Raw genomic sequence first — 24166 nt, forward strand, 5'->3', positions numbered from 1 at the left:
CACGACTATAAAATTGTTTTTGAAACCAAAATTACTGAATACTTTTTGTATTGTACCAAAATTTGCAGGAAATCGCCGCTGTTTTTCAACGGATATTGGTCCGTCCGCTTGACTTCGGCTGATAATTTAATTAAAGAAGCCCACAAGTTTTTTCGGTTGACGATAAAGCTTTAACCGACGTGTCCCGTGGACATTTGCGCAAAGCGTGCGCGATTTGTCCTGTCAGTCCATGAAATTTTATGGGCAGAGGAGGGCGCGTTTCCCTGAGGCAGTAATTTGCCTTTTATTCGATCTTAAGGAAATGCGATGAGCAAGCGCGAAACTACGAAATATAAAATTGACCGCCGTATGGGCGAAAATATCTGGGGCCGGCCGAAATCGCCGGTTAACCGTCGTGAATATGGCCCGGGTCAACATGGCCAACGCCGTAAAGGCAAGCTTTCCGACTATGGCACCCAATTGCGTGCCAAGCAGAAACTGAAAGGTTTCTATGGCGATATTTCGGAAAAACAATTCCACCGTATCTATGAAGAAGCAGGTCGTCGCCGTGGTGATACCGGCGAAAATCTGATCGGTCTTCTCGAATCACGTCTTGATGCAATCGTTTATCGTGCAAAGTTCGTTCCGACAATCTTTGCTGCACGTCAGTTCATCAACCACGGTCATGTAAATGTAAATGGTCGTCGTACCAACATCCAGTCATACCGTTGCAAGCCCGGCGATGTGATTGAGGTTCGTGAAAAGTCGAAGCAATTGGCACTCGTTCTTGAGGCAACACAGTTGCCTGAACGAGATGTTCCAGATTACATCGAAGCAGATCACACAAAGATGAAAGCAACCTATACACGCATTCCGGCTTTTGCCGACGTTCCATATGCAGTCCAGATGGAACCGAATCTTGTCGTCGAATTTTATTCACGTTAATCGTGAATCAGATAATCTGTTCAAGCAGGGAGCCCATCGGCTCCCTGTTTTTGTTTGCGACATATTTTGAAGGAAGGTGAGATGGCCGAGCTGAATGATATCGACGATGCTGTAGATGGTTGCCATCCGCTATTTCGCGATGCACCTTCAACAGTAGAATTCAATAAACTGAGAAAACGTTTGCTGCGGCATATGCGTCAAGCATTGGATGATTTTTCAATGATTAAACCGGGACAGAAATGGCTTGTTGCCTTGTCCGGTGGCAAGGATTCCTATGGTCTACTTGCTTTACTTCTGGATTTGAAGTGGCGCGGTTTACTACCAGTAGATATTTTGGCCTGCAATCTTGACCAAGGGCAACCCGGTTTTCCAAAAAATGTATTGCCGGATTTTTTGGAACATTACGAGATTCCCTACCGGATTGAATATCAGGATACATATTCAATAGTCACCGAAAAACTGGATAATACACAAACCTATTGTTCTCTTTGTTCGCGTTTGCGCCGCGGTAATCTCTACCGGATTGCACGCGAAGAAGGATGTTCGGCTTTGGTTCTTGGCCACCATCGTGATGATGTGCTGGAAACATTTTTTATGAATCTGTTTCATGGTGGTCGATTAGCAGCAATGCCGGGCAAGCTCGTCAATGATGAAGGTGATATGCTGGTTTTGCGCCCGCTTGTTTACGCGGCAGAAGAAGACCTCGCCAAATTTGCTGAAGCCATGCGTTTTCCGATTATTCCTTGTAACCTCTGCGGCAGTCAGGATGGTCTTCAGCGTAACGCAATGAAAAAAATGTTGAATGATATCGAAGCAAAAATGCCTGGCCGCAAAGATACGATGATCCGTGCTTTGACGAATGTTCGTCCAAGTCATCTTTTAGATAAAAAAATCTTTGATTTCAGTGCTTTTTGAATCGCTCACTTTTACTTACGATAAAGATCGTTCGCTTGTTGCAAGTTAACGGCTTCGAATAATGACGGTTTGCATCCAATTCGAATTAAAAATGGATGTGAATAGACGGATGATGAATGACATCCCCGTGACAATAATTGGTTCATTAAACGTCTTCTAGATTAACTCATATCAAGAATATGGATGGAACCCGATCCGGAAAATTAACCTCGACAGATGTAAAAATGATCGGAAGACCTTCATTTATCATCCGTTTTTATAACTGTTACGTGCGACTCATGATGATGTCCCGAGAACAACTTTCCCTTTTCTGCAATAAGGATCAACAAAATTGACCCGCATGAGAGAAGGAAAAAACCGCCTGCAATCGGGATGGTTGTACCATCAAACTGTTGGGCAATAATGAACCCCAATCCGGCGCCGATAATTGTTTGTAAAAAACCGAATACAGAAGAGGCAGTTCCAGCAACCTTGCCGAGGGGCTCCATAGCAAGGGAATTGAAATTGGCGCCAAGCCCGCCATAAGAAAACATAATGATGACGAGCAACAGCATAAAATAACTGAATGGAGTTGCTCCTCCCCCGTATATCGAGCCAATAAACCAGACTAAAGAAGCAATGCAGAAAATCAGTAGCAATGTGTGAGAAATTTTACGCATTCCGAAACGACCGACAAACAGCGAATTCAGAAAGGAAGAAAGCGCCTGGAACGCTGCGACAAGTGCGAAAGCTGCAGGAAACCAGGGGCCCAAATGATATATGCCATCATAAATCTGTTGCGAGGTATTAAGAGTACAGAAGAGACCACCAAGAACCAGTGAGAACGCCAATGTATAACAAAGCGACACGCGGTTCGAGACAACCATCCAAAGGCTTTCTCCGACAGAGGAAAATGTAAGGGGACGATTCTCATATAAAGTTTCGGGAAGACGAAAATAGACCCAGATTGCGATGGCTATTCCTGCGATTGCCATGAATAGAAAGATAAGTTGCCAATGGCCAAAAAACATAATGGCCTGACCGACTGCGGGGGCGACGACCGGTACGATCATGAAGACCATCATGACAATGGACATAACCTCGGCCATTTGACGACCACCATAAATATCCCGCACAATTGAAATGGTTAGGACACGGGTCGCGGCCGCACCAATTCCTTGAATAGCACGCAAAGCCAATAGCCATCCGAAATTCGGAGCGAATGCACATGCAGCAGAAGAGAGGGAATAGAATATCAAACCGGCAATAATAGGCTTGCGTCGGCCATAACGGTCACTTATAGGACCAAACAACAATTGCGACAAACCGAAGCCGACAAGATAGGAAAAAATAATATAATGCTGGTCGTTCTGGCCAGACATTTTCAGGCTAAGAGACATATCACTCATCGCAGGCAACATGATGTCAATGGCTATCGCATTGGTTGCCATGAGTGTTGCAATCATGACGATAAATTCTTTGTAGCCGAGAGTAGCTTTTACCGCATCTATATGCTGCCGTTCGCTCAAATGATGTGACATGAGTTCCCTATAACAAAAGTGCCGATCTTTAAGACCGGCACAATGATTAAACTGCAATAGTCTTAATGTGATTTCACGCAGTTTTAACAGCTATACCTTTCTCTTCAAGAAAATTCTGCAATTCCCCGTTCTGGAACATTTCCCGAATAATATCACAGCCGCCGACAAATTCGCCTTTAACATAGAGTTGCGGAATCGTTGGCCAGTTTGAATAATCTTTAATAGCCTGACGCAGTTCGTCGGATGTCAGTACATTCACGCCTTTGTAATCAAGACCGAGATAATCCAGAATCTGGACAACCTGCCCGGAAAATCCGCATTGTGGAAACCCCGGTGTACCCTTCATGAAAAGCACGATGTCATTGGACTTGACTTCGTTATCAATAAAATCGCGTGCAGCGGTCATTTCTTTTCCTTCCGTCTAAGCCTTTTAAGGCTGTCGAAAAATCGATTTATATGTATGGTTAAAGCAGAAGCGAAACAAGTCCCTTCATACTGATGTGGTTCAATCCGGCACACTGGTCTGTAAGGCAAGTGCATGGAGAACGCCTCCCATATTGCCTTTCAAAGCATTGTAGACCATCTGGTGTTGCTGGACGCGATTTTTACCGCGGAAGCTTTCAGCAACAACTTCGGCTGCATAATGCTCTCCATCACCGGCAAGATCGCGGATTGTCACTTTGGCATCGGGAATACCATCACGAATGAGCTTTTCAATCTCATGTGCGTCCATTGCCATAATGCATCTCCTATATTTTCGGACTTAAAGAATAGCACAAGCCAGGTTTGTAATCGAAGTTTTGTTACTTATTTTCCATGAAATCGGGAAACCAGCTCTCATAGGCATTTTCAAGTTGGTTGACAGACAGTTTTATCTGCCCTTCAACAACAAGATTATCACCAGTGACAGTTCCTAATTGGTCAAGTTCGACGCCTGTTTTTTTCGCCTGTTCCTTAACTTTTTCAAGTTTTTTACAGTTAACAGCAATAAGGTAGCGTGCCTGATCTTCACCAAAGAGTTCAGCATGAGCCGGCGTCTTTCCAGTCAATGCAATCTTCACACCACGGCGGGATTTGATAACCATCTCTGCCAGTGCAATTGCCAAACCACCATCAGAAAGATCATGGCAAGCATCAACGTCCTTGTTTTCTATCAGATTTCTTATGAAATTACCATTGGTCTTTTCTTTTTTAAGGTCGACATGAGGAGGCGTACCTTGTTCCATGTCGAGAATATCGCGTAAATATATCGATTGTCCTAGATGGGAACCGCAACCGCCAACGATAAGGATGGTATCATTGTCTTTCATACCATCGATTCTTGCCATATTCTGCCAGTCATTGATAAGACCAACACCGGCCATCGTTGGTGTAGGCAGAATTCCTTCGCCGTTGGTTTCATTATAAAGCGAAACATTTCCCGATACGATCGGAAAGTCGAGAGCTTTGCACGCTTCGCTAATACCTTTGATGGCATAGACAAGCTGGCCCATAATTTCCGGCTTTTCAGGATTGCCGAAGTTCAGATTATCACTACAGGCAAGCGGCTTTGCACCTGTTGCACAAAGGTTGCGCCAACATTCTGCTACAGCCTGTTTACCACCTTCAAAGGGATCCGCTTGACAATATCTCGGTGTCACATCGGAAGAGAATGCAAGCGCTTTATGCGGATTTCCTTCCACACGGATAACACCTGCATCACCACCGGGACGCACAAGACTATTCCCCTGAATAAGAGTGTCATATTGTTCGTAAACCCAGCGCCGCGAGCTTTGATCGGCCGAGCCGACAAGTTTCAGCAATGCATCTTGAAGATTAACCTCTTTGATATTTTCCAACTTGACGGGTGAAGCTTCTTGCGGCTTGACCCATGGGCGGTCATATTCGGGTGCTTCGTCGCCCAACTTCTTGATAGGTAGATTGGCAACCTCTTTGCCATGTTGAAGGACACGAAACCTTAGATCGTCGGTCGTTTTCCCAACAATTGCAAAATCGAGACCCCATTTTTTGAAGATCGCGGCAGCCTCTTTCTCAAGGTCCGGCTTCAAAATCATCAGCATACGTTCCTGGCTTTCCGAAAGCATCATTTCATAAGCTGACATGTTGGTTTCTCGAACGGGAACACGATCAAGATCAAGTTCGATACCGAGATCGCCTTTTGCGCCCATTTCAACGGCAGAGCAGGTAAGACCGGCAGCTCCCATATCCTGGATCGCTATAACTGCGCCGGAAGCCATAAGTTCAAGACACGCTTCCAACAGACATTTTTCGGTAAACGGGTCACCAACTTGAACAGTCGGGCGTTTTTCACCGATTGTGTCATCAAATTCGGCAGAAGCCATAGTGGCTCCACCAACGCCATCACGACCGGTTTTTGCACCGAGATATACAACAGGAAGGCCAACACCTTCCGCTTTCGAATAAAAAAGTGCATTGGTCTTAGCAATTCCGGCAGCAAATGCATTGACCAGAATATTGCCATTATAGCTTTTGTCGAAATTGACTTCACCGGCTACCGTCGGAACACCGAACGCATTCCCATAACCACCCACACCGGACACAACGCCGGAAACGAGATGTCTTGTGCGTGGGTGGTCGGGAGCTCCAAAACGCAATGCATTCATTGCCGCGACAGGTCGGGCGCCCATCGTGAATACGTCTCTCAAAATACCACCAACACCTGTGGCTGCTCCCTGATAGGGTTCGATATAAGAGGGGTGATTATGGCTTTCCATCTTGAAAACTACACATTCACCATCGCCGATATCAACAATGCCCGCATTTTCGCCAGGCCCCTGAATAACGCAATCTCCTTTGGTAGGGAGTGTGCGGAGCCATTTCTTGGACGATTTATAAGAGCAATGTTCGTTCCACATCGCCGAAAAAATCCCGAGCTCGGTAAATGTCGGCTCACGACCAACGAGCTCTAGAATGCGTGCGTATTCATCGGGTTTTAAACCGTGGGCAGCAATAATTGCCGGCGTAATGGCAATGTCGTTTTTCACGCTCATTGGTTGGCTCCATCAAACAACTTCGAATTCAATATAAACAAGTGGGTTACTGTCAGCACTGGTTGTCGCCTTTAACCCAACGATCAATGTCCTCACCAATTGCGTTGCCGTGAGGCGTTGCCATGAGTGGACCGTAAACTGAAACTTTTGCGGGATTGCCTTCGGCTTCAACCACAAGTATCGGCTTGCCACCCGGTGTACTCTTCGGAACAATGAGCATGCGCGGCCGACCGGAATAAGACTGGAGTTCAGGTTCGAAACCATAGCGTTTGAATTCTGCTTTGTCGGATTTGAACCAGCAACGATTAGCTGCCAACGCGACACGTTCCATCGTTTTGAGTGCAGGCTCACCGCTTGCAAGTTCAATATTTCCGGGACCGGTTTTTTGAGTGCAGGCATAAAGCCCCAGGCTTAGTAATAAAACCGAACACGTCGTTATCTTTCGAATTTTCATGCTGTAATTCCTAATGCACCGGCAAAAAGTCTTTTACCATCTGTGCCGCCATGAGCGGGCTCTACTAGGTCTTCGGGGTGGGGCATCATGCCGAGGATGTTACCCTTTTCATTGACGATGCCCGCAATGTCATCAATCGATCCGTTCGGGTTTGTGCCTTCGGCGTAACGGAAGACGACCTGTCCATTACCTTCCAGCCGGTCTATCGTATTTTTGTCGGCATAATAGTTGCCATCCTGATGGGCAACCGGACAACGAATGATCTCGTTTTTATCGTAAGCCCTTGAGAATACCGTCTTTTCGTTGACAATTTGCAACTTTATTTCGCGGCAGGCAAACCGCAACGAAGCATTCCTCATCAATACACCGGGAAGTAGTCCGGCCTCCACCAGAATCTGGAAACCGTTGCAGACGCCTATGATCTTTGTTCCCCGTTCGGCTTGTTCACATACGGCTTTCATAACCGGCATTCTTGCTGCGATTGCTCCACAACGCAAATAATCACCGTAAGAAAAACCGCCGGGGATCACGATGAGATCGACGTTCGGTATAGTCGTTTCTGTCTGCCAGATTTTAAGTGGTTCCACGCCGGTTATCAGACGCAGAGCGTCAACCATGTCACGGTCACGATTTAGCCCCGGTAACTGGATTACTGCAGTTTTCATCACGCCATCCGTTTCCGTTTATAAAAGTTCAATCTGGTAATTTTCTATAACTGTGTTGGCGAGCAATTGTTCGCACATTTCTTTGAGCTGTTTTTTTGCCTCGTCTTTAGTAAGGCCATCCAATACAATATCGAAGACCTTTCCTTGTCTGACAGATCGGACACCTTTGAAATCGAGGCTGTCCAATGCGCCGACAATTGCTTTACCCTGAGGATCAAGAACGCCAGCCTTGAGAGTGACGGTTACACGCGCTTTCATGATTTATTCCTGCATTTTTTGCCAAAAAGGTAAGGCGGCTTTAAAGCCGCCTGAAGAATTATTTTACAAGAACGGGACCGTTCGGCCGCGATTGCTCATTCTCATTCATGATTCCAAGACGTTTTGCAACCTCCTGATAGGCTTCAATCAAGCCGCCCATATCACGGCGAAATCTATCTTTATCCATTTTTTCTTTGGTGTTTATATCCCAAAGTCTTGACGAGTCCGGAGAAATTTCGTCTGCCAATACGATATGCATGACATCGCCTTCCCATAAACGGCCAAACTCCATTTTGAAGTCGATGAGTTCAATACCAACGCCGACAAAAAGACCGGTCAGGAAGTCGTTAATTCGTATTGACAATTGCATGATGTCTTCGAGCTCGGCAGGGGTAGCCCAGCCAAACGCTGTAATATGCTCTTCGGATACCATGGGGTCATCGAGCTTGTCTTTTTTATAATAGAACTCGATGATTGACTGGGGAAGGGGAGTTCCTTCCTCAATGCCAAGACGTTTTGATATCGAGCCGGCAGCAACATTGCGCACAACGACTTCCAGAGGCACCATATCCACAGCTTTGATGAGCTGCTCGCGCATGTTAACGCGTTTGATAAAATGGGTTGGAATTCCGATGCGTGCAAGCTGCGTAAATATATACTCGGATATACGATTATTCAAAACGCCTTTACCGTCGATGACTTCATGCTTTTTTGCATTAAAAGCGGTAGCATCATCCTTGAAAAACTGGATATATGTCCCCGGTTCCGGCCCTTCATACAAAATCTTGGCTTTACCTTCATAAATGCGGTGACGACGGTTCATGGCTTTTTCCTTAATTAAAGCTGATAAATTAGCTTGATGTTTCCCTAACGCAATTCGTGGGATTCCACAATCATTTCCACGTGATAGACACCAAAATTTCCAATTTTGATACAAGTTAATTTCACGTATACTATTGCTAACATGAATTAAATGTTGCAAGAACATGCGCGTAAGCCGGATCATGGCAAAAATTAGGAGAGATTCTCATGGACGGGATGAAAGAGCGTGCGGACGCTTTCGAACAGAAGTATATGATCGATGAGGAACTTCGTTTCAAAGCTAATGCCCTTTCCAATCGTATGATCGGCCTTTGGGCCGCCGACCGTCTGGGAAAAACCGGCGAAGCCGCTGATGAATATGCCAAAGAAGTCGTGAACGCATCATTCCAGCGTGGTAATGAAGAAGCTGTTGTTCAAAAAATCGTCCACGACTTTCATGCATCCAATGTTGAAATTGACGAAAGCAAGTTGCGTAACAAAATGGCTCAACTTCTCAGAGAAGCTATCGAACGCGTCAAAAACAGCTAAAAAATCTATATTGAAATTCTTGCAGTCCAACCGCCCTGTCACTTTATCCGAGGCGGTTTTTTGTTAACTTAAAGCTTTGCCAGAAAATGCGAAAACACCATAAGTCCTTCTGGCCATGGACCATAGCCGGAAGCTTTATTGATGTGGCCGGCTTCACCGGCATCAATAAATAGCGAACCCCAATCTTCCGCAATCTTTTCGGCAACGCAAAACTCGCAATATTCATCATTACGACTGGCAATAACAATCGACGGAAACGGCAGACGGTTACGCGGGTAGGGGCCAAATGTCATGAGATGCTTAGGACGAATATCGGGGTTTGATACGTCTGGCGGTGCAACGAGGAACGCACCACGCACCTTTTTACCGAGAAACGGCACTGAAAGAATAAATGTTGGTACGCCGAGTGAATGGGCAACAATAACGACAGGTTTTTCGGCTGCTTCTACTTCCTTGATGAGTTCTCTTGTCCAGTCTTCCCGAACAGGTTTGGACCATTCGGCTTGTTCCACCCGATGGGCTGTCGAAAGCTTTTGTTCCCACCGCGTTTGCCAGTGATCGGGGCCCGACCCCTGATAGCCAGGGACAATGAGGATATCAACCTGATTTGCTTTCATCAATAAACCTCTTGACTGTGAGTTTATAATCGTCCGGACAGCGACAGTTGTGACCCGATAGATCAACAGGTCGATGCAACATAAGCGTTAACAACATATAACATGTTGACCAACTTGTATGTTGATCAACATGTAGATTATCGACTTATCAGAACTGTTTTATCCGAATACACGATGAAAGATAGTATCAACATATTTTGTGTGGTATCCGAGATCGAATTTTTCACGGATTTCTTCTTCGCTCAAAACGCGTCGGACATCCGGATCAGCCAACAGCTCGTGAAGGAAATCCTTGCCATGTTCCCAAACCTGCATCGCATTGCGTTGTACGATCCGGTAGGCATCTTCGCGACTGACACCTTTTTGCGTTAAAGCCAAAAGTACCCGTTGCGAGTTGACCAATCCATGGAACTTGTTCAGATTTTTCATCATATTTTCCGGATAGACGAGTAGCTTATCAATTACCGAAGTAAGCCGAGCCAATGCGAAATCAAGAGTGATTGTTGCATCAGGACCGATAAAACGTTCAACCGACGAATGCGAAATGTCGCGCTCGTGCCATAAAGCGACATCTTCCATAGCTGGCATAGAAAAAGACCGTATCATACGCGACAGCCCGGTAAGGTTTTCGCTTAAAACCGGATTGCGTTTATGCGGCATTGCAGAGGAACCTTTTTGCCCCGGAGAAAAATATTCTTCAGCTTCAAGAACTTCTGTTCTTTGCAAGTGGCGAATTTCAATCGACAAACGTTCGATAGACGAAGCGATGACGGCAAGAGTTGCAAAAAACATTGCATGTCTGTCGCGAGGGATGATCTGCGTCGAAATCGGTTCCGGACGCATACCCAATTGATTAGCTACATAAGCTTCAACACGCGGATCAATATTTGCAAAAGTTCCAACAGCTCCCGAAATTGCACATGTTGAAATTTCTTCCTTGGCAGCAACAAGACGGGCGCGACAGCGCGAAAATTCTGCATATGCAAACGCTAGCTTGAGTCCGAAAGTTGTTGGTTCGGCATGGATACCGTGGCTCCGGCCGATCATGACAGTGTCTTTGAATTCGAAGGCGCGTTTTTTCAGGGCTGCGAGAAGTTGATCCATATCTTTGATAAGAATATCGGACGCTCTCATCAGCTGGACATTGAGAGTTGTATCCAACACATCAGAAGACGTCATACCTTGGTGAATGAAGCGGGAATCGGGACCGACAAATTCGGCAAGATGAGTGAGAAATGCGATGACATCATGCTTTGTGACGGCTTCGATTTCTTGAATTCTGGAAACATTGAATTTTGCCTTGCTCCCTTTCTCCCAGATATTTTTCGCAGCTTCCTCCGGAATCACTCCAATTTTTGCAAGCGCTCTGCAAGCATGTGCTTCAATCTCGAACCATATGCGGTATTTTGTTTCTGGTGACCAGATGTCAACCATTTCAGGACGGGAATAACGCGGTATCATGATCGAGTTCCTTCTGTTCAGTTTCTTGCCGCTTTGCGCAAGGCTTCAATACGTGATTTATAAATTTCTTTATTGCCGTTCTTAAATATTGCAGATCCGGCAACAAACGCGTTAGCGCCGGCACCTGCAGCGCTTTGAATTGTTTCGACGGTGATTCCACCATCAACTTCCAATGTTATGGGGCGTTCACCGATCATGGCTCGTAATTTTTTGATTTTTTCAATCATCGCCGGAATAAAACTCTGGCCGCCGAAACCCGGATTGACTGTCATTACAAGGACGAGATCAATTTGATCCAGAAGATACTCTATCGCACTTTCAGGTGTGCCTGGATTAAGCGAAATGCCGGCTTTCTTGCCCAGTGCTTTTATAGCCTGCAAGGACCTATGGGGGTGGGGGGTCGATTCTGCATGAACCGTTATGATGTCAGCTCCCGCTTTGGCGAAGCTTTCAAGATAGCCATCAACGGGGGAAATCATCAGGTGAACATCAAAGATTGCTTCTGTAACTGGCCTGATTGCTTTCACAACATCGGGACCAAATGTTATGTTCGGTACGAAATGACCGTCCATAACATCGACATGAACCCAATCAGCGCCGGCAGCGACGACGTCGGTAATTTCCTGACCAAGACGTGAAAAGTCCGACGCGAGGATAGAAGGGGCGATTACTTGTTGAAAAGACATATCAATCTCCTTGGCTGGTGTTTCCTACCACGGAGCTCATCCGAGATAAAACCCGTTTTTCGGCAGATCCACATAAGAACCCGTTCATTATCAAAGTTATTTTAACCGAGATTGCTAGCATTTTAGGAAAAATTTGCGTACTAATGCACTGGAAATTTTAACCGAAAATTTCAAAAATTATGAACCGGCCTCTTCGAATATTGAATTATGACTGAACATTCGACACATCTAATCTCCTCAGACAAACCGATAGTCACTGTGTCATCCGTGGAATATCGCGATGCCATGAGCCATTTTGCCGGTGCAGTTCATATTGTGACGACCGACGGGGCAAGAAATAAACGTGGAGTTACGATTTCAGCCTGTTGTTCTCTATCCGATGATCCGCCAACTGTTCTTGTCTGTCTTATGCGACAACACGAGGAAAACAGGATTTTTATCGAAAACGAAAAATTCTGTGTCAACACTTTAGCTGGACATCATAAAAATTTATCCGATATTTTTGCTGGTCGCGGGGGACTGACGCAGCCGGAGCGATTTTCGCATGGCAAATGGCAAATGCTGAAAACCGGTTCACCGGTTTTATCCGATGCACTTGTTGCACTGGATTGCCAACTGGTAGGCTGGCATGTCCATGCTACCCATTACGTGCTCATCGGGGAAGTTGTCGCGGTGAAAAGAAATCCCGGCGTTGACGCACTTATGTATCTTGATCGCGCTTATCGCACACTACCATTGCTGTGACCAAAGCATAAAATACGACAAGTGCGCTAAACCCGATTTATTTTTTACTTTTTAGCAAAATCGCGTGGAACATCGCCTGTCCTTTTCAGCTTCATTCCGACAACGGGAATTAAATCGTCCTGAATTTTGACAGAGACAGTGATGTTCATCGAGTTTTTATCTTCAAGGCGTGCCATCATTGCGCCGTTCAACTGCTTGCGGTTAAGCCCGAATACCATTCTATCGGCTCCAACCTTCCCGGAAACAACGTCCAACCCGTCACCTTTCGAACCGTCATTGAACTCACCGGAAAAGCCCGAAGGACCTCTTGATACTGTGGCTTTCATAGGTTGTGAAAAAACGCCAACACGGCAATTGCCATCAAGAGTCATCCCGACTTGGGAAATTTCCGATGTGCCGGCAAAAGTACAAGTAAATTTCGTTCCTTTATATTTTCCGGCCACAACCTCTCCCGGGCCAGCCCAGCTTCCTTCGATCGAATGGAAGAATTCGACATCACTGTCGGCAGCCCGACTTGCCGTTACAGAAGCCGACGTGGCGATAGTCAATCCAACAAAAGCCGAAACTATTTTTTTCATAATGGCGTTACTCTGCCTTTTACTCAACACAGAAAGGAAAAGATATGAACCTGAGAGGTAATCATTACGTGCCATTATGGGAAAAAATGGTTAATTCTTTATTCTTTTCCGCCTGACGAAGTTGCTTTTTTCAAATTTTCTTTGGTTCTATTCCGGTTCAACCCGATGAGGTCGCCAGTAAAATCACTAATTCCCGGACGTTTTTCACCATCGAAAGGAAACGGTCGTAAAGCATCCATAGTCGCAATTCCGATGCGCGTTGTCATGAGGCCGTTGACAACACCTTCTCCCAGTCTTGCGGAAAGGCGTGTTGCGAGACCTTGCCCGATAAATTGTTCGACGAGACCGTCACCGACAGCAAGAGTTCCTGTGACAGCCAAGTGGGAGATCACCCGTTTGATGAGCGCAAACAATCCGAACCGTCCGGGACGTGCTCCGTAAAGCGTAGAAAGCCGCCGGATGAGGCCGACCACTTCGTAAAGAACATAGCCGAGGTCAATGATAGCGCGCGGACTAACAGCAGTGACAACCGACACTCGTTTTGCTGAATTAAGGATGAGCTTTCGTGCTTCCATATCAATGGGTCTAAGGAGCTCGTATTCAGCAAGATGAATAAGCGCTTTGCCATCAATAATATCTTGACGATGTGACTGCATCGTTTTCCGGCCCCGGGTGATATATGGACTATGAGCAGTGTAACGGATCAATTCATCAACCGAATGACGGGCAAGGGCGATTTCATCCTTTTTCGTTGCTTCTTCGGCGTTCAGCCGTATTTTGTCGACAGATGCCAAACGCATGATCGCCCTTACTTCTCCGATGACAAAGAAAATCAGTGCAATCAACCCGATGATTGTAATTAGAAGCGCAATAAAACCCGCAAGCTCATATTTTTCAAATAGGGTATTTATGAGATCACTCGTCCATAGTCCGAGACTTAAAATAACTAACAGAAACACCGCCGATAGAAATACTTTGCCACTTGAGAATTTCGGTTTTTGGTTATCAACCTTTTCATAATCAAGGTCGTTGAGCTCGTTCAGTGCTTCTTCAAGAAACGGATCACTTTGCTCCTCCGCAATTGAATCAAGGTCGTTGATTGCCTGAGGTTTACGATCAATCATATAAGATAATCTCCAAACAGAAATTCCATAGCACGATCAAGACGGATTTGCGGAAATGGTGAATTCATTTCCAGTTTTGGTGGCAGAAAACGAACGAATTGAAGCCGGTCGCGCAAATCTTCACTGACAAGTTCGGAAAAGGATTGAGGCAAATCACCCGGAAATATGGCGGTTTCAGTTTTTCCATCAAAAACCGTATCGCCAATTTTTTCACCTTTGATTGGCGTACCGATGACAACGGGTAGACTCTGTCCGCGCTTTTCACTTGTACCCTCTTTTGTGGAACGCAATGACGCGACAGCTAATGTATCTGTCAGGACACCATTCAGTTTCGCATTATTGAGAGCTTCATCGACAATTTGTTCGGTAATTTTTTCAAGACGTTCGTGGTCAATATGGTGAAGATAGTCGACTTTTGTCGCCGCTACCAAAATGCGATCGATCTTGTGTTTTATCAGTCTTCCAAAAAGACCGTTGCGACCCGCGCGAAAACAGACGAGAATTTCGCTCAATGCGTTCTGCATCTCCAGAATTGAGTCTCTCCCTCCGTTGATTGCATCAAGAGAATCTACAAGAACGACCTGACGATCGAGCCTAGCGATATATTCTCTAAAGAAAGGCTTGATAACAAAAGTTTTATAGGCTTCATATCGCTGCTCCATGACTTTCGCGATCGAATTTTCAGGAAATTCTGTTATACCTAAATCGGGCAGTGGCGAGAACGCCAAAACCGGAGCACCTTCAAAACGACCGGGGATTAAAAAACGCCCTGGAGGAAGAGCCGAAATCATGTTCCCCGAATTCTTTGCGGTTTTGAGGTAATCTTTGAAACTGTCAGACAAGGTTTTAACGTCTTTTTCATTTGCTTCGCTCAAAAAATTGATACTTTGAATTGCACCGAGCCAAGCTTTTGCATGTTGTTTGTGAGCCGGAGAATTGGCTCTCTCGATCGACTGGGCACTGAAAGTGCGGTAACTCTTATCAAGAAGTGGTAAGTCAAGTAACCATTCTCCCGGATAATCGATAATATCGATATTGAGTTTTGTTTGCTTTAAACTTGAAAATGTTTGCGAACGCGGGAGAAATTGTAACTTCAACCTGAGCTGCGAGAGAGAGCGTGTCGACTGTGGCCAGCTCCTTTTATTGATCAGACAATCAATATGCTTTTCAAATTCGAAGCGAGCAATTTTACTGTCAGGTTGTTCTGCCAGTTTAGCGCTGAGCAGCCTTCCTTCACGTACCACCTCAAAGACCGGCAACCGATCGGAATGCAACAGATTTTCAATCAACGACGTAATAAAAACCGTTTTTCCTGCACCCGAAAGCCCCGTAACGCCAAGTTTGAGAGTCGGGTTGAAAACGCTTCTTGCACGATCGTTCAATGTATCGAATGCAATGGCGGCTTCGTCTTTTAATGATGTTAATGAAGGCAATTAACGATTTTCCCGAGTTGGTTAGAACTAGCTTTTTTGATTAATTTAACGGTCATAGAATATGGTGTACAAAATTCACGTCCGCAAGGTGATGACGATGTTCAAGGCTTCAGAATGCTGACGAGGTGTCCTCTTCCGGATAATTGGTCATGAAAGCCGGTTGATTGATAAACGGGTATCGAAGAAAATTCTAATAAGGCAAGATTGACGGTGCCTAGAATTAAAGGGCGCGGTAATTCGATCTCGGTAGAATTACAAAGTTTGTTGATGGCGGTGCTTATGGATGGGTTGTGCCCAATGATAAGCAACGGAAGACTTTTTGGGAGTACGGAAATAATTACCGAAACATAGTCTTTGCCACTGCCATGATATAATAGTTTAACAAATTCGGGTTTTATATTTGAACCGAGATGGAGCGCGCCAAGCGTTTGTCGCGTGCGTAATGCCGGAGAACATAGCACCGTTGAAGGACGGAAATTTTTCTGTATAAGTATTTCTCCAATTTCTTTTGCTTCAAGTAAGCCTTGTTCTGACAAAAGTCGATCGAAATCTTTTACCGTTTTTGCGGTAGCTACAGCCTCGCCGTGACGCATAAGAGCGATCAAATTTTGTGGTGAACTCGTCATTTGACAAATAAGAAAAAACAGTAATCGAAATTTCTGGTAAAGAAGATTTTATCTTTCTCATATTTATACTATCATTGAATATGATATAGTATTAATGTTTAGAAAAATTTGTCAAAAAGATATTTTTTGTCTTGTGTTCGATTTTTTTGCACAATATATAGAGCCGCACATACAACATGTGGAGGCTTTGACTATGAGCGAAACACAGAACGCCGAGTATCATCCTACTGAAGATGAGCCTTTCATGAGTGAAAGGCAGAAAGTCTATTTTCGGGCGAAACTAATTGCTTGGAAGAACGACATTTTACGCGAAGCAAGAGAAACGCTCGAAAATCTACAGGAAGAGAATGCCAACCAGTCGGACTTGGCTGATCGCGCATCATCGGAAACGGATAGAGCCATTGAATTGCGTGCCCGCGACCGTCAAAGAAAACTGATTGCAAAAATTGATGCTGCGTTGGAGCGGCTTAATGATGGCACATATGGTTATTGCGAGGAAACGGGCGAGCCGATAAGCATTAAGCGTCTTGATGCGCGTCCGATTGCTACTCTCTCGATCGAGGCGCAGGAGCGCCATGAAAAACGCGAGAAAGTTTATAAAGACGAATAAAATAAGTTTATAAACGGATCACTTGAGCCTGTGTCAAATTGCGAATTGACACAGGCTTTTTTGACAAACTTAAGCTTATCCAATTCGGCTACACGCGTGAAAACAAAATTTTGTACCGCAAAAAATCATCGAAAATTACAGTTTGGATGATATGAAATTGCGTAAAATTGCGCCCACCATGAATGGCAGTATTTTATGCTAAGCTCTTGGTGCTTTAAAGGTCATTTAGTCACGATCAAGTTGGTTCCAAAATTTCCCGCTTTTCCCGGTTAAGGTGATATTTAATAGTCTCGAACGCGGATAATCGTTACCAAATCTTTGTATAAAGGACAGTTGAAAAGTATGGTGCACAGAATTCATGTTTAAATATTTGTAGTTGACGTTACCAAGATCGACGAAAAAACTCACCACGAGTAAATGTGGAGGGCATTGGATTTCCAAGAGCTTTTATCTTCAGCATTCATCTGTGTTAATTGGATCCATCTTCTGTCGACCTTTTCAAATTGCTTGAAAATTCTATCAGGCTTATTCTCGCTGTAGTTAAAGTTGTAATTTTATTATGTACCAGTGAAGCGCGAAGTTCTGCTTAACTTCCATTTTAGATGGAACATTAAATCTGTAATCCAAAACATTGAAAAATGCTGTCTTAAATTCACCACGTTAAAACCAATCAATAAACGATGTTAACTGGCTAGGGGGGGAAGTTACGGCTTTATTTTTTCATTTTTTATTGCGTTACTTAGCTCGTTTTCGAACATATGATCGAAGTCATCATCAAGATTGACAGATGTGTCAGTATTTTTTCGAGGCTCGTCGAGGGCAGGTTCACGTCGACCTTCTATTTCAGCGCTGACAGCAGAATCTTTTAACGTCGGTCTAATATCGGGTGAGATATACTGCTTTGGAGCAGGACGTAGTGACATTCGGTCATCTTTCGTAGGGGAAAAATCACCGATTGAAGGTTCTTTTGGAGCCGATAGAGGTGATTGTAAATTAGGGTTTAAAGATACATCCGTAGAGGAATAGTTGTTGAATTCTGGCGTTGTGCGAGCGTTGTCCGGCGCTGGAGCAACGTTAAGTTCGCCAGATGACGGATTGATTTTAACTGTTGAATAATCCGTTGTAAAGCGCCGGTCTGACGAGATAGGTCTGCTGGGTGAAATCGAACTATTGTTAGCCGAGCGTGACGGTTTCGTTAACGTTGGTTCGCGATAGCTCGATGTCGGGCGGGTACCCCGGACTGAATTCATTTCTGCAATAGCGGGATCCTCGTTTCTAGCAGCTGGTTCGCCAATTTTTATATTGGTTTCGATGACTATATCAGTGGGACCACCAATCATCAACAGATGTTCGACATTGTCACGACGCACCAATACCAATCGGCGCGTGCGGTCAACCGCAGCTGCATCGCGCACTGACAAGCGTGGAGTGCGGGATTTTCCGCCTACGACAAATGTACCGTTATTGAATTTTCGTAAAAGCGAAATCGTGATTGCTATTGCCGCAATGACGATAATGAGTACAACAAGACTGGTAATGATATTGGCAGCCGATTGTCCGATCTGGTTTTCTAACCAAGCATGCATACTTTCTCTATCTCCTGTTGGAAGAGCGTAATCTTAACTATTCTATTACCTTCATGTTTGGGTTTTTAACAATTAAAAACGTCAGCATAATGGAATGGATAACTGTTTTTTAACATATGGACCGGGAATTGCATTCGTCGAGTAAAGAGATGTTTATGAAAATTCTACTTCTTTCTATTAAAGCTGTCATGGATAGCCTAATCTAAAGGTAAAATGAACTTAAGAATCAATCTTGATCCAAAGAGGCATTATCAAGCTATGAAAAGGCCGGAACAATCAAACCGTATATGGGCTTTTTCGGGAAGACAAACTGTTTTGATGAGGTTTGTTGTTGCTGTAATTGTGTTGATCGCAATCATTGTCTCGATTATCAGTTTTTTTGTCCATAGTCACCAAATTGATCTTTTTGCCCAAATTGTTTTCTTATTTCTTGCCGTTGTCGGCTTTTCCGTTATGGTCGCGTTTTTGTCCGGCGTGTTCAACGGGGTTGGTAAAAACCAAGGGAAGGAGTGCAGAATTCCTGTCGATAGTCTGGATGATGCAGTACTACTTGCTGATACAGCGGGTCACATTATTACGGCCAATGCAAGTTGCAGGAAACTTTTAGGGTTCGAAAATGCAAAAACGGTTTTTGGACTCTTTTCACTTCTTCAAGACGCTGAACAAGTTATTTATCGCTTGAGCGCGAAAGCTCTCGCGGGGACAGCGGCGCATGAGGAAACGCATGCCGCCCGATCACTATGGAAAAGCACTTCCGGCAGCAATCAAGCGTGGTACAGTCTGGCTGTTAAGCCCATAAAACTTCACGGCTTGGTCTTTTTTGTATGGAGGCTCGAAGATATCGGTTTTGCCCGTGATATGAACGAGCCGCTTTTCCGTAATCTTCAGGAAGCAATCAATCATCTGGATCAGGCGCCAGCCGGTTTTCTCTCGGTCGATCATAACGGTTCGATCATCTACCTCAATGCAACATTGTCGAATGCATTAAATATTGATTTATCCAAATTCAAAACGGGCGAATTGACATTTGATAGCCTATTCAAAACAAGCGGGCAGGCGCCAAGCTGGGTAGACATAAAGAAGCATATCGACGAGAGCGGCAATAACTACCGGTTTTCGGTGGATTGGCATAATACGCAAGATGACCGCACAACTTTTATTATTTTGGCTGCAAAACAAGCTGGTGATGACGAAGACGAGTCGATTTATCGTCTGGTGCTGGTGCCTGCGTCTTCGCGTTCTGTTTCGGATCCGGGCCCAGACGCGACGTTTAAAGTTCTGCGCTATTATTTTGAAAATTCACCACTCGCAATTGCAACAATCGATCGCGAGGGAAAATTACTAGCTGCTAACAAGCCTTTTAAACTTTTAATCAATGTAAATCAGGATGATTTAAACAGAAAATCTGTCAGCGAATTCTTTACCGACGCAGGAAAACGGGACATTGGTGAAATTCTCCGGAAATTATCAGCAAACAGAGCCGGTAATCTCACCACTGAAGTAAGTTCTTCAACCAATGAAAATCGACATTTCAGACTATTTTTCTTGAAGGTATCCAAAGAAATCGACCAGCCGGAAAATGAAATGGCCATTTTGTCTGTCATTGAAACGACAGCGCAAAAAACGTTGGAAGACAAAATGGCACAAGGTCAGAAGCTTCAGGCTGTTGGACAGCTTGCCGGAGGCATTGCGCACGATTTTAATAATGTTCTTACAGCAATTATAATGTCTTGTGATCTTCTACTTGCAAGTCATCGTAGCTCCGATCCTGCACATGCCGATCTTATCAATATCAAAAATAATGCCAATCGTGCAGCATCTCTTGTTCAACAATTATTGGCATTTTCGCGCCGCCAGACGCTACGACCGGAAGTCGTAGACCTTACCGAATTGCTTTCAGATGTCAGAAACCTTTTGATGCCGCTTTTAGGAAGCAATATCCATTTGAAATTCAATCACGGGCGAGATTTATGGGATGTCAAGGTTGATCAGGCGTCGTTCCAACGTGTGCTGATGAATCTTGTGATCAATGCACGTGATGCAATGCCCGATGGTGGCTCTATTACGATTTCCACGGCAAATGTTGCTCGCCAACAAATAGCTGATCTTTCTTTTGATGGTCTTGACACCGGGGATTATGTCGAACTCGATGTCGAGGATACCGGAACCGGAATTCCGAAAGCTGTACAAGAAAAAATGTTCGAGCCATTTTTTACAACCAAGGAAGTCGGGAAAGGTACCGGGCTTGGTCTTTCAATGGTTTATGGGATAGTCAAGCAAACAGGCGGCTATATTTATTGCGAAAGTGAAGAGGGGAAGGGCACCAAATTCCGTATCTTTTTGCCGCGGTTTATCGCCGAAATTGCTCGGAACGACCAGAAAACAGTTGAGCCGGAAAAATTAAAAGTCGAAAAAAATGCCGATCTTTCGGGAACAGCTACAGTGTTGCTGGTGGAAGATGAAGCAGCTGTAAGAATGGGCGGCTTACGTGCTTTACAGTCAAGAGGCTATACCGTACTGGAAGCCGAAAACGGTGTTGAAGCGCTTGATGTCATTGCCGAGCATAACGGTGCCGTCGATCTTGTTGTCTCTGATGTTGTTATGCCGGAAATGGATGGACCGACTTTACTGGGTGAAATGCGTAAAAAATATCCGGACATCAAATTTGTATTCGTTTCCGGATATGCAAAGGATGCTTTTGCAAAGAATTTGCCGCCGGATGCAGTGTTCGGCTTTCTATCGAAACCGTTCACATTGAAGCAGTTGGCGATGAAAGTGAAAGAAATGCTCTCCGGCAAGGATGTCTCTCATTAAAGCGTGTTTTTCGATTTTAATCGAAAACATTGCGTTTAGGTGATTGAAATCCTCGCGATCTAATGCAAGATAAAAGTCGTTAAATTCGGTAAAGAGGGTGAACCATGCGTAAAATTCTGATTTCTACAGTTTCGGCCTTGGCGTTAACTGGTAGTCTCTTCATGTCGTCAGCTTATGCCGATATTATTATCGGCTTTATGGGACCGATTACCGGTCCAGTGGCGGCCTACGGCATTCAGGCTAATAATGGCGCGAAAGTTGCCGTTGACGAGTTGAATAAAAATGGCGGCATCAACGGGGAGAAGCTGGTGCTCAAAGTTTTCGATGACGGTGCCGAGCCAAAGCAGGGGGTATCTGCGGCAAATCAGTTGATAGGCGAGGGAATTCAATATGTGATAGGACCGGTTACATCGAATATATCGTTACCCGTTTCAAATATTTTGGAAGAAAATGACGTATTGATGATAACACCTTCCTCGACGACGCCCGAACTTTCAAGTCGTGGGTTATGGAATGTTTTCCGTACAATAGGACGTGATGATCAGCAGGGTGACTATGCAGCAGATTATTACGTTCAACATTTAAAAGACAAACGTATTGCGATCATTCATGATCGTGCGACCTATGGTAAAGGTCTTGCAGATGCGTTCAAAGCTGCTTTGAACAAGGGTGGCGTAACGGAAGTCCTTTATGGCAATATCACTCCGGGAGAAAAAGATTATTCGGTTATGGTGAGCCGACTAAAACAAGAAAAAGTCGATTACGTCTATTTTGGTGGCTACCATCCCGAAGCCGGCCTTTTGTTAAAACAAATGCGTGAGCAAGGGCTTGAAGCGCCGCTTATCGGTGGTGATGGATTTAATACATCCGAATTATGGTCGATCGCAGGGAATGCTGCTGAAGGGACGATGTTTACCAATTCTGTAGATGTCAAGAGCAATCCGGATGCACAAGAAACAATTAACGCATTGAAAGCCCAGAATATTCCGCCGGAAACTTTTGCAATCAATGGTTATGCAGCTATACAGGTTCTGGCCTTTGGCATTGAAAAAGCCGGGTCGTCAACTGATCCAGAAGCTGTGGCAACTGCGATCAAATCCGGCGAACCGATTAAAACAACCTTGGGTGAGATTACTTATGGCGATCGTGGTGACATAACGTCAAAAGTGTTCTCGATGTATAAGTGGCATAATGGCGAGATTGTTTCTGCCGAATAAAGTGAACGGTAAAAAACAATCGGTTGACATATAGAAGGCGGCTTTAAGCCGCCTTTTTTATGCATCCAATCCATGAGATGCGTATATTTTTGAATCCGTTATGTCGCAAGTTAGTTGCTCGCAAGTGCAGTTGACTGGAAAATCCGGTCGAGCATTTGCGCACCGTCTTTTTGCATATTTGCCTGCATTTTATTTTCGGTCGCATCAAGCAGAGAAGCAACGGTATTATTACGAATGGCAACAGGATTTCTTTCATAACCGGGGCGCAAGAAGAAATTGGCCGTAGGAACCTTGTTCCGGTATTGTTGAGGCATTGTTACCATGTCGTAGCCATTGCCGTCTCCGGTGAGGTTTAGCATTTCGAGCTCTGCGCCCGAAAGTGGACGGGTGACACCTTTTCTACGTAAAAAAGTTATTGATGTTCTCAATTTGTGAATCTGCAAAAGCGGTCCCACGTCTTTATCCATGGTCATAGCATGCATTCCAAGGCCTGCATCGGTCTTTGCAAGTTCGCTTTGTGCTCCCCAATTGTGAGGTACGGTTCTTGCTTTAGCCGTCATACGGTCTACAACAGCGGCTTTTTCAAGTAGTTTAGTTTTTTCTGTTCCTGATGCTGTTTGAGCTTTTTGACGCAATTCTTTGGCTATATCGCTACCATATTCCCACATCAGGCTTACACTCGCAGTGGCAACAAGCTGGTTGTAACCGATGGCAGTCGATGCCGGTCGGGCGTTTGCTTTTCCCTTAGTCATTCCCGACTGGAGATCGTGGGTTCCATCTCCACCGGTTTCAAATGCATAGATAGAGACAAGTTGTTCGCGATTGAGGCCTATTTCACGCGCAGCATTGACATAGGTACGCATGAATTCACTTTCGTTGGATGGGCGTTCAGGTTGGAAGCCGTACACACGTTTTGAAGCTGCTACAAAATCCTCGACACCCGGTATAGAGCGACGAGAGCCGGTAGAACCACCGGTCGAAGGCTTAGCAGGCCCATTATAAAGTGGGGGTTGTGTAAGAACGTAATCTGTCAGTTCCACAGTTTGCCCACGAGCGCGTTTTTCATTACGTAATTTGCGCTTTGCGCTGATCTGTTCCCAATAAACGGATGCCTGTTTGTTGTAGGCGTTGTAAGCTGTTCGCCAAGCGTCGTAGTCACTATTACCAGCCGTTTTTAAGGGGCTTGCCGGCCTGATACTGGAGGTTGTCTCACTTGATGGCTTTGATGAAGACCATTGCAGGGACTGCAGTGAATCCGACATGCATCCGCCTATAAATGCACAGCAGCTGATTAAAAAAATGGTCTTTGTTTTTAACACAATAGCTCGATCCTACGAAAAGCTCCATCGGCTATTATGTGGTTAATTGGTTGACAAGTTGTAAAGAGGTAAAGCACACTTGCAGGAAGTGACGTGCTCTCTTCAATCTTGCTAACTACCCAATCAGGACATCCGAATTCAACCGGTTTTCTCGTTTGGCAATGATCGTGCGTCGAAAAATTGGTATGGTATAATTGAGTTATAGAATTGGAAAGATATCAGGCTGCAGCTATTTGTCGTTGCAACTATTATTG

Annotated in this window: 24 protein-coding genes; 7 read left to right on the forward strand and 17 right to left on the reverse strand. The window is 44.8% G+C overall.

The window, feature by feature from the left end; genetic code table 11:
* The first annotated feature begins 306 nt into the window (after window positions 1-306).
* Both rpsD and ttcA read left to right on the forward strand, forming a co-directional pair.
* Window positions 307-924, forward strand: a complete 618-nt coding sequence (rpsD, locus tag H3V12_RS02575) for a 30S ribosomal protein S4 (RefSeq protein ID WP_075870585.1) — start codon at window positions 307-309, stop codon at window positions 922-924.
* A gap of 81 nt (window positions 925-1005) precedes the next feature.
* A complete protein-coding gene (gene ttcA, locus H3V12_RS02580) occupies window positions 1006-1839 on the forward strand; it encodes a tRNA 2-thiocytidine(32) synthetase TtcA (protein ID WP_198212589.1) in 834 nt (277 codons plus the stop codon).
* Between the two features lie 239 nt (window positions 1840-2078).
* On the opposite strand, the gene H3V12_RS02585 is transcribed toward ttcA, so the two are convergent.
* The 8 genes from H3V12_RS02585 to purC form a co-directional block, all read right to left on the reverse strand.
* On the reverse strand, window positions 2079-3359 hold the full coding sequence (locus H3V12_RS02585) for a multidrug effflux MFS transporter (RefSeq protein WP_198212591.1): 1281 nt from the start codon (window positions 3357-3359) through the stop codon (window positions 2079-2081).
* A 73-nt stretch (window positions 3360-3432) separates the two neighbouring features.
* Window positions 3433-3765, reverse strand: coding sequence for a Grx4 family monothiol glutaredoxin (grxD, locus tag H3V12_RS02590; RefSeq protein WP_075870588.1), 333 nt, complete (start codon window positions 3763-3765; stop codon window positions 3433-3435).
* Between the two features lie 99 nt (window positions 3766-3864).
* Window positions 3865-4098 (reverse strand): BolA family transcriptional regulator, encoded by a 234-nt coding sequence (locus tag H3V12_RS02595; RefSeq protein ID WP_075870589.1) that lies wholly within the window; start codon window positions 4096-4098, stop codon window positions 3865-3867.
* A 64-nt stretch (window positions 4099-4162) separates the two neighbouring features.
* Window positions 4163-6370 (reverse strand): phosphoribosylformylglycinamidine synthase subunit PurL, encoded by a 2208-nt coding sequence (gene purL / locus H3V12_RS02600; RefSeq protein ID WP_198212593.1) that lies wholly within the window; start codon window positions 6368-6370, stop codon window positions 4163-4165.
* Window positions 6371-6422: 52 nt separating this feature from the next.
* Complete coding sequence (locus H3V12_RS02605) at window positions 6423-6824, reverse strand: hypothetical protein (protein WP_075870591.1); 402 nt, start codon at window positions 6822-6824, stop codon at window positions 6423-6425.
* Window positions 6821-7489, reverse strand: a complete 669-nt coding sequence (purQ, locus tag H3V12_RS02610; RefSeq protein ID WP_075870592.1) for a phosphoribosylformylglycinamidine synthase subunit PurQ — start codon at window positions 7487-7489, stop codon at window positions 6821-6823. The genes H3V12_RS02605 and purQ overlap by 4 nt, the downstream gene beginning before the upstream one ends.
* Before the next feature lie 18 nt (window positions 7490-7507).
* Complete coding sequence (gene purS, locus H3V12_RS02615) at window positions 7508-7747, reverse strand: phosphoribosylformylglycinamidine synthase subunit PurS (RefSeq protein ID WP_198212596.1); 240 nt, start codon at window positions 7745-7747, stop codon at window positions 7508-7510.
* 58 nt (window positions 7748-7805) lie between these two features.
* On the reverse strand, window positions 7806-8570 hold the full coding sequence (purC, locus tag H3V12_RS02620) for a phosphoribosylaminoimidazolesuccinocarboxamide synthase (protein WP_075870594.1): 765 nt from the start codon (window positions 8568-8570) through the stop codon (window positions 7806-7808).
* 206 nt (window positions 8571-8776) lie between these two features.
* On the opposite strand from purC, the gene H3V12_RS02625 reads away from it, so the two are divergent.
* A complete protein-coding gene (locus H3V12_RS02625; RefSeq protein WP_198212598.1) occupies window positions 8777-9097 on the forward strand; it encodes a DUF1476 domain-containing protein in 321 nt (106 codons plus the stop codon).
* Between the two features lie 68 nt (window positions 9098-9165).
* On the opposite strand, the gene H3V12_RS02630 is transcribed toward H3V12_RS02625, so the two are convergent.
* The 3 genes from H3V12_RS02630 to rpe form a co-directional block, all read right to left on the reverse strand.
* Entirely contained in the window at window positions 9166-9714 is a 549-nt protein-coding gene (locus tag H3V12_RS02630) for an alpha/beta hydrolase (RefSeq protein WP_198212600.1), read from the reverse strand.
* Window positions 9715-9873: 159 nt separating this feature from the next.
* Complete coding sequence (gene purB, locus H3V12_RS02635; protein WP_198212602.1) at window positions 9874-11175, reverse strand: adenylosuccinate lyase; 1302 nt, start codon at window positions 11173-11175, stop codon at window positions 9874-9876.
* Window positions 11176-11192: 17 nt separating this feature from the next.
* On the reverse strand, window positions 11193-11861 hold the full coding sequence (rpe, locus tag H3V12_RS02640; protein WP_198212604.1) for a ribulose-phosphate 3-epimerase: 669 nt from the start codon (window positions 11859-11861) through the stop codon (window positions 11193-11195).
* A gap of 207 nt (window positions 11862-12068) precedes the next feature.
* On the opposite strand from rpe, the gene H3V12_RS02645 reads away from it, so the two are divergent.
* A complete protein-coding gene (locus H3V12_RS02645; protein WP_198212606.1) occupies window positions 12069-12605 on the forward strand; it encodes a flavin reductase in 537 nt (178 codons plus the stop codon).
* Between the two features lie 44 nt (window positions 12606-12649).
* On the opposite strand, the gene H3V12_RS02650 is transcribed toward H3V12_RS02645, so the two are convergent.
* The 4 genes from H3V12_RS02650 to H3V12_RS02665 form a co-directional block, all read right to left on the reverse strand.
* A complete protein-coding gene (locus tag H3V12_RS02650; protein WP_075917145.1) occupies window positions 12650-13183 on the reverse strand; it encodes a hypothetical protein in 534 nt (177 codons plus the stop codon).
* Window positions 13184-13281: 98 nt separating this feature from the next.
* Window positions 13282-14307, reverse strand: coding sequence for a TIGR01620 family protein (locus H3V12_RS02655; protein WP_198212608.1), 1026 nt, complete (start codon window positions 14305-14307; stop codon window positions 13282-13284).
* Entirely contained in the window at window positions 14304-15740 is a 1437-nt protein-coding gene (locus H3V12_RS02660; RefSeq protein WP_198212610.1) for a YcjX family protein, read from the reverse strand. The genes H3V12_RS02655 and H3V12_RS02660 overlap by 4 nt, the downstream gene beginning before the upstream one ends.
* A 101-nt stretch (window positions 15741-15841) precedes the next feature.
* Entirely contained in the window at window positions 15842-16333 is a 492-nt protein-coding gene (locus tag H3V12_RS02665; protein WP_198215814.1) for a histidine phosphatase family protein, read from the reverse strand.
* A gap of 226 nt (window positions 16334-16559) precedes the next feature.
* Between H3V12_RS02665 and dksA the strand changes: the two genes are divergently transcribed.
* Window positions 16560-16976, forward strand: a complete 417-nt coding sequence (gene dksA / locus H3V12_RS02670) for an RNA polymerase-binding protein DksA (RefSeq protein WP_198212620.1) — start codon at window positions 16560-16562, stop codon at window positions 16974-16976.
* Window positions 16977-17680: 704 nt separating this feature from the next.
* Here dksA and H3V12_RS02675 read toward each other — a convergent pair.
* On the reverse strand, window positions 17681-18562 hold the full coding sequence (locus tag H3V12_RS02675; RefSeq protein ID WP_198212622.1) for a flagellar biosynthetic protein FliO: 882 nt from the start codon (window positions 18560-18562) through the stop codon (window positions 17681-17683).
* Window positions 18563-18820: 258 nt separating this feature from the next.
* Between H3V12_RS02675 and H3V12_RS02680 the strand changes: the two genes are divergently transcribed.
* A complete protein-coding gene (locus H3V12_RS02680; protein WP_198212624.1) occupies window positions 18821-21376 on the forward strand; it encodes a PAS domain-containing sensor histidine kinase in 2556 nt (851 codons plus the stop codon).
* Window positions 21377-21537: 161 nt separating this feature from the next.
* On the forward strand, window positions 21538-22593 hold the full coding sequence (locus tag H3V12_RS02685; protein WP_246787507.1) for a branched-chain amino acid ABC transporter substrate-binding protein: 1056 nt from the start codon (window positions 21538-21540) through the stop codon (window positions 22591-22593).
* 110 nt (window positions 22594-22703) lie between these two features.
* On the opposite strand, the gene H3V12_RS02690 is transcribed toward H3V12_RS02685, so the two are convergent.
* Entirely contained in the window at window positions 22704-23855 is a 1152-nt protein-coding gene (locus H3V12_RS02690; RefSeq protein WP_210326773.1) for a hypothetical protein, read from the reverse strand.
* Between the last annotated feature and the right edge of the window lie 311 nt (window positions 23856-24166).

Source organism: Bartonella sp. W8167 (genome assembly GCF_016100335.1).
GTDB classification, from domain to species: Bacteria; Pseudomonadota; Alphaproteobacteria; order Rhizobiales; family Rhizobiaceae; genus Bartonella; species Bartonella apis.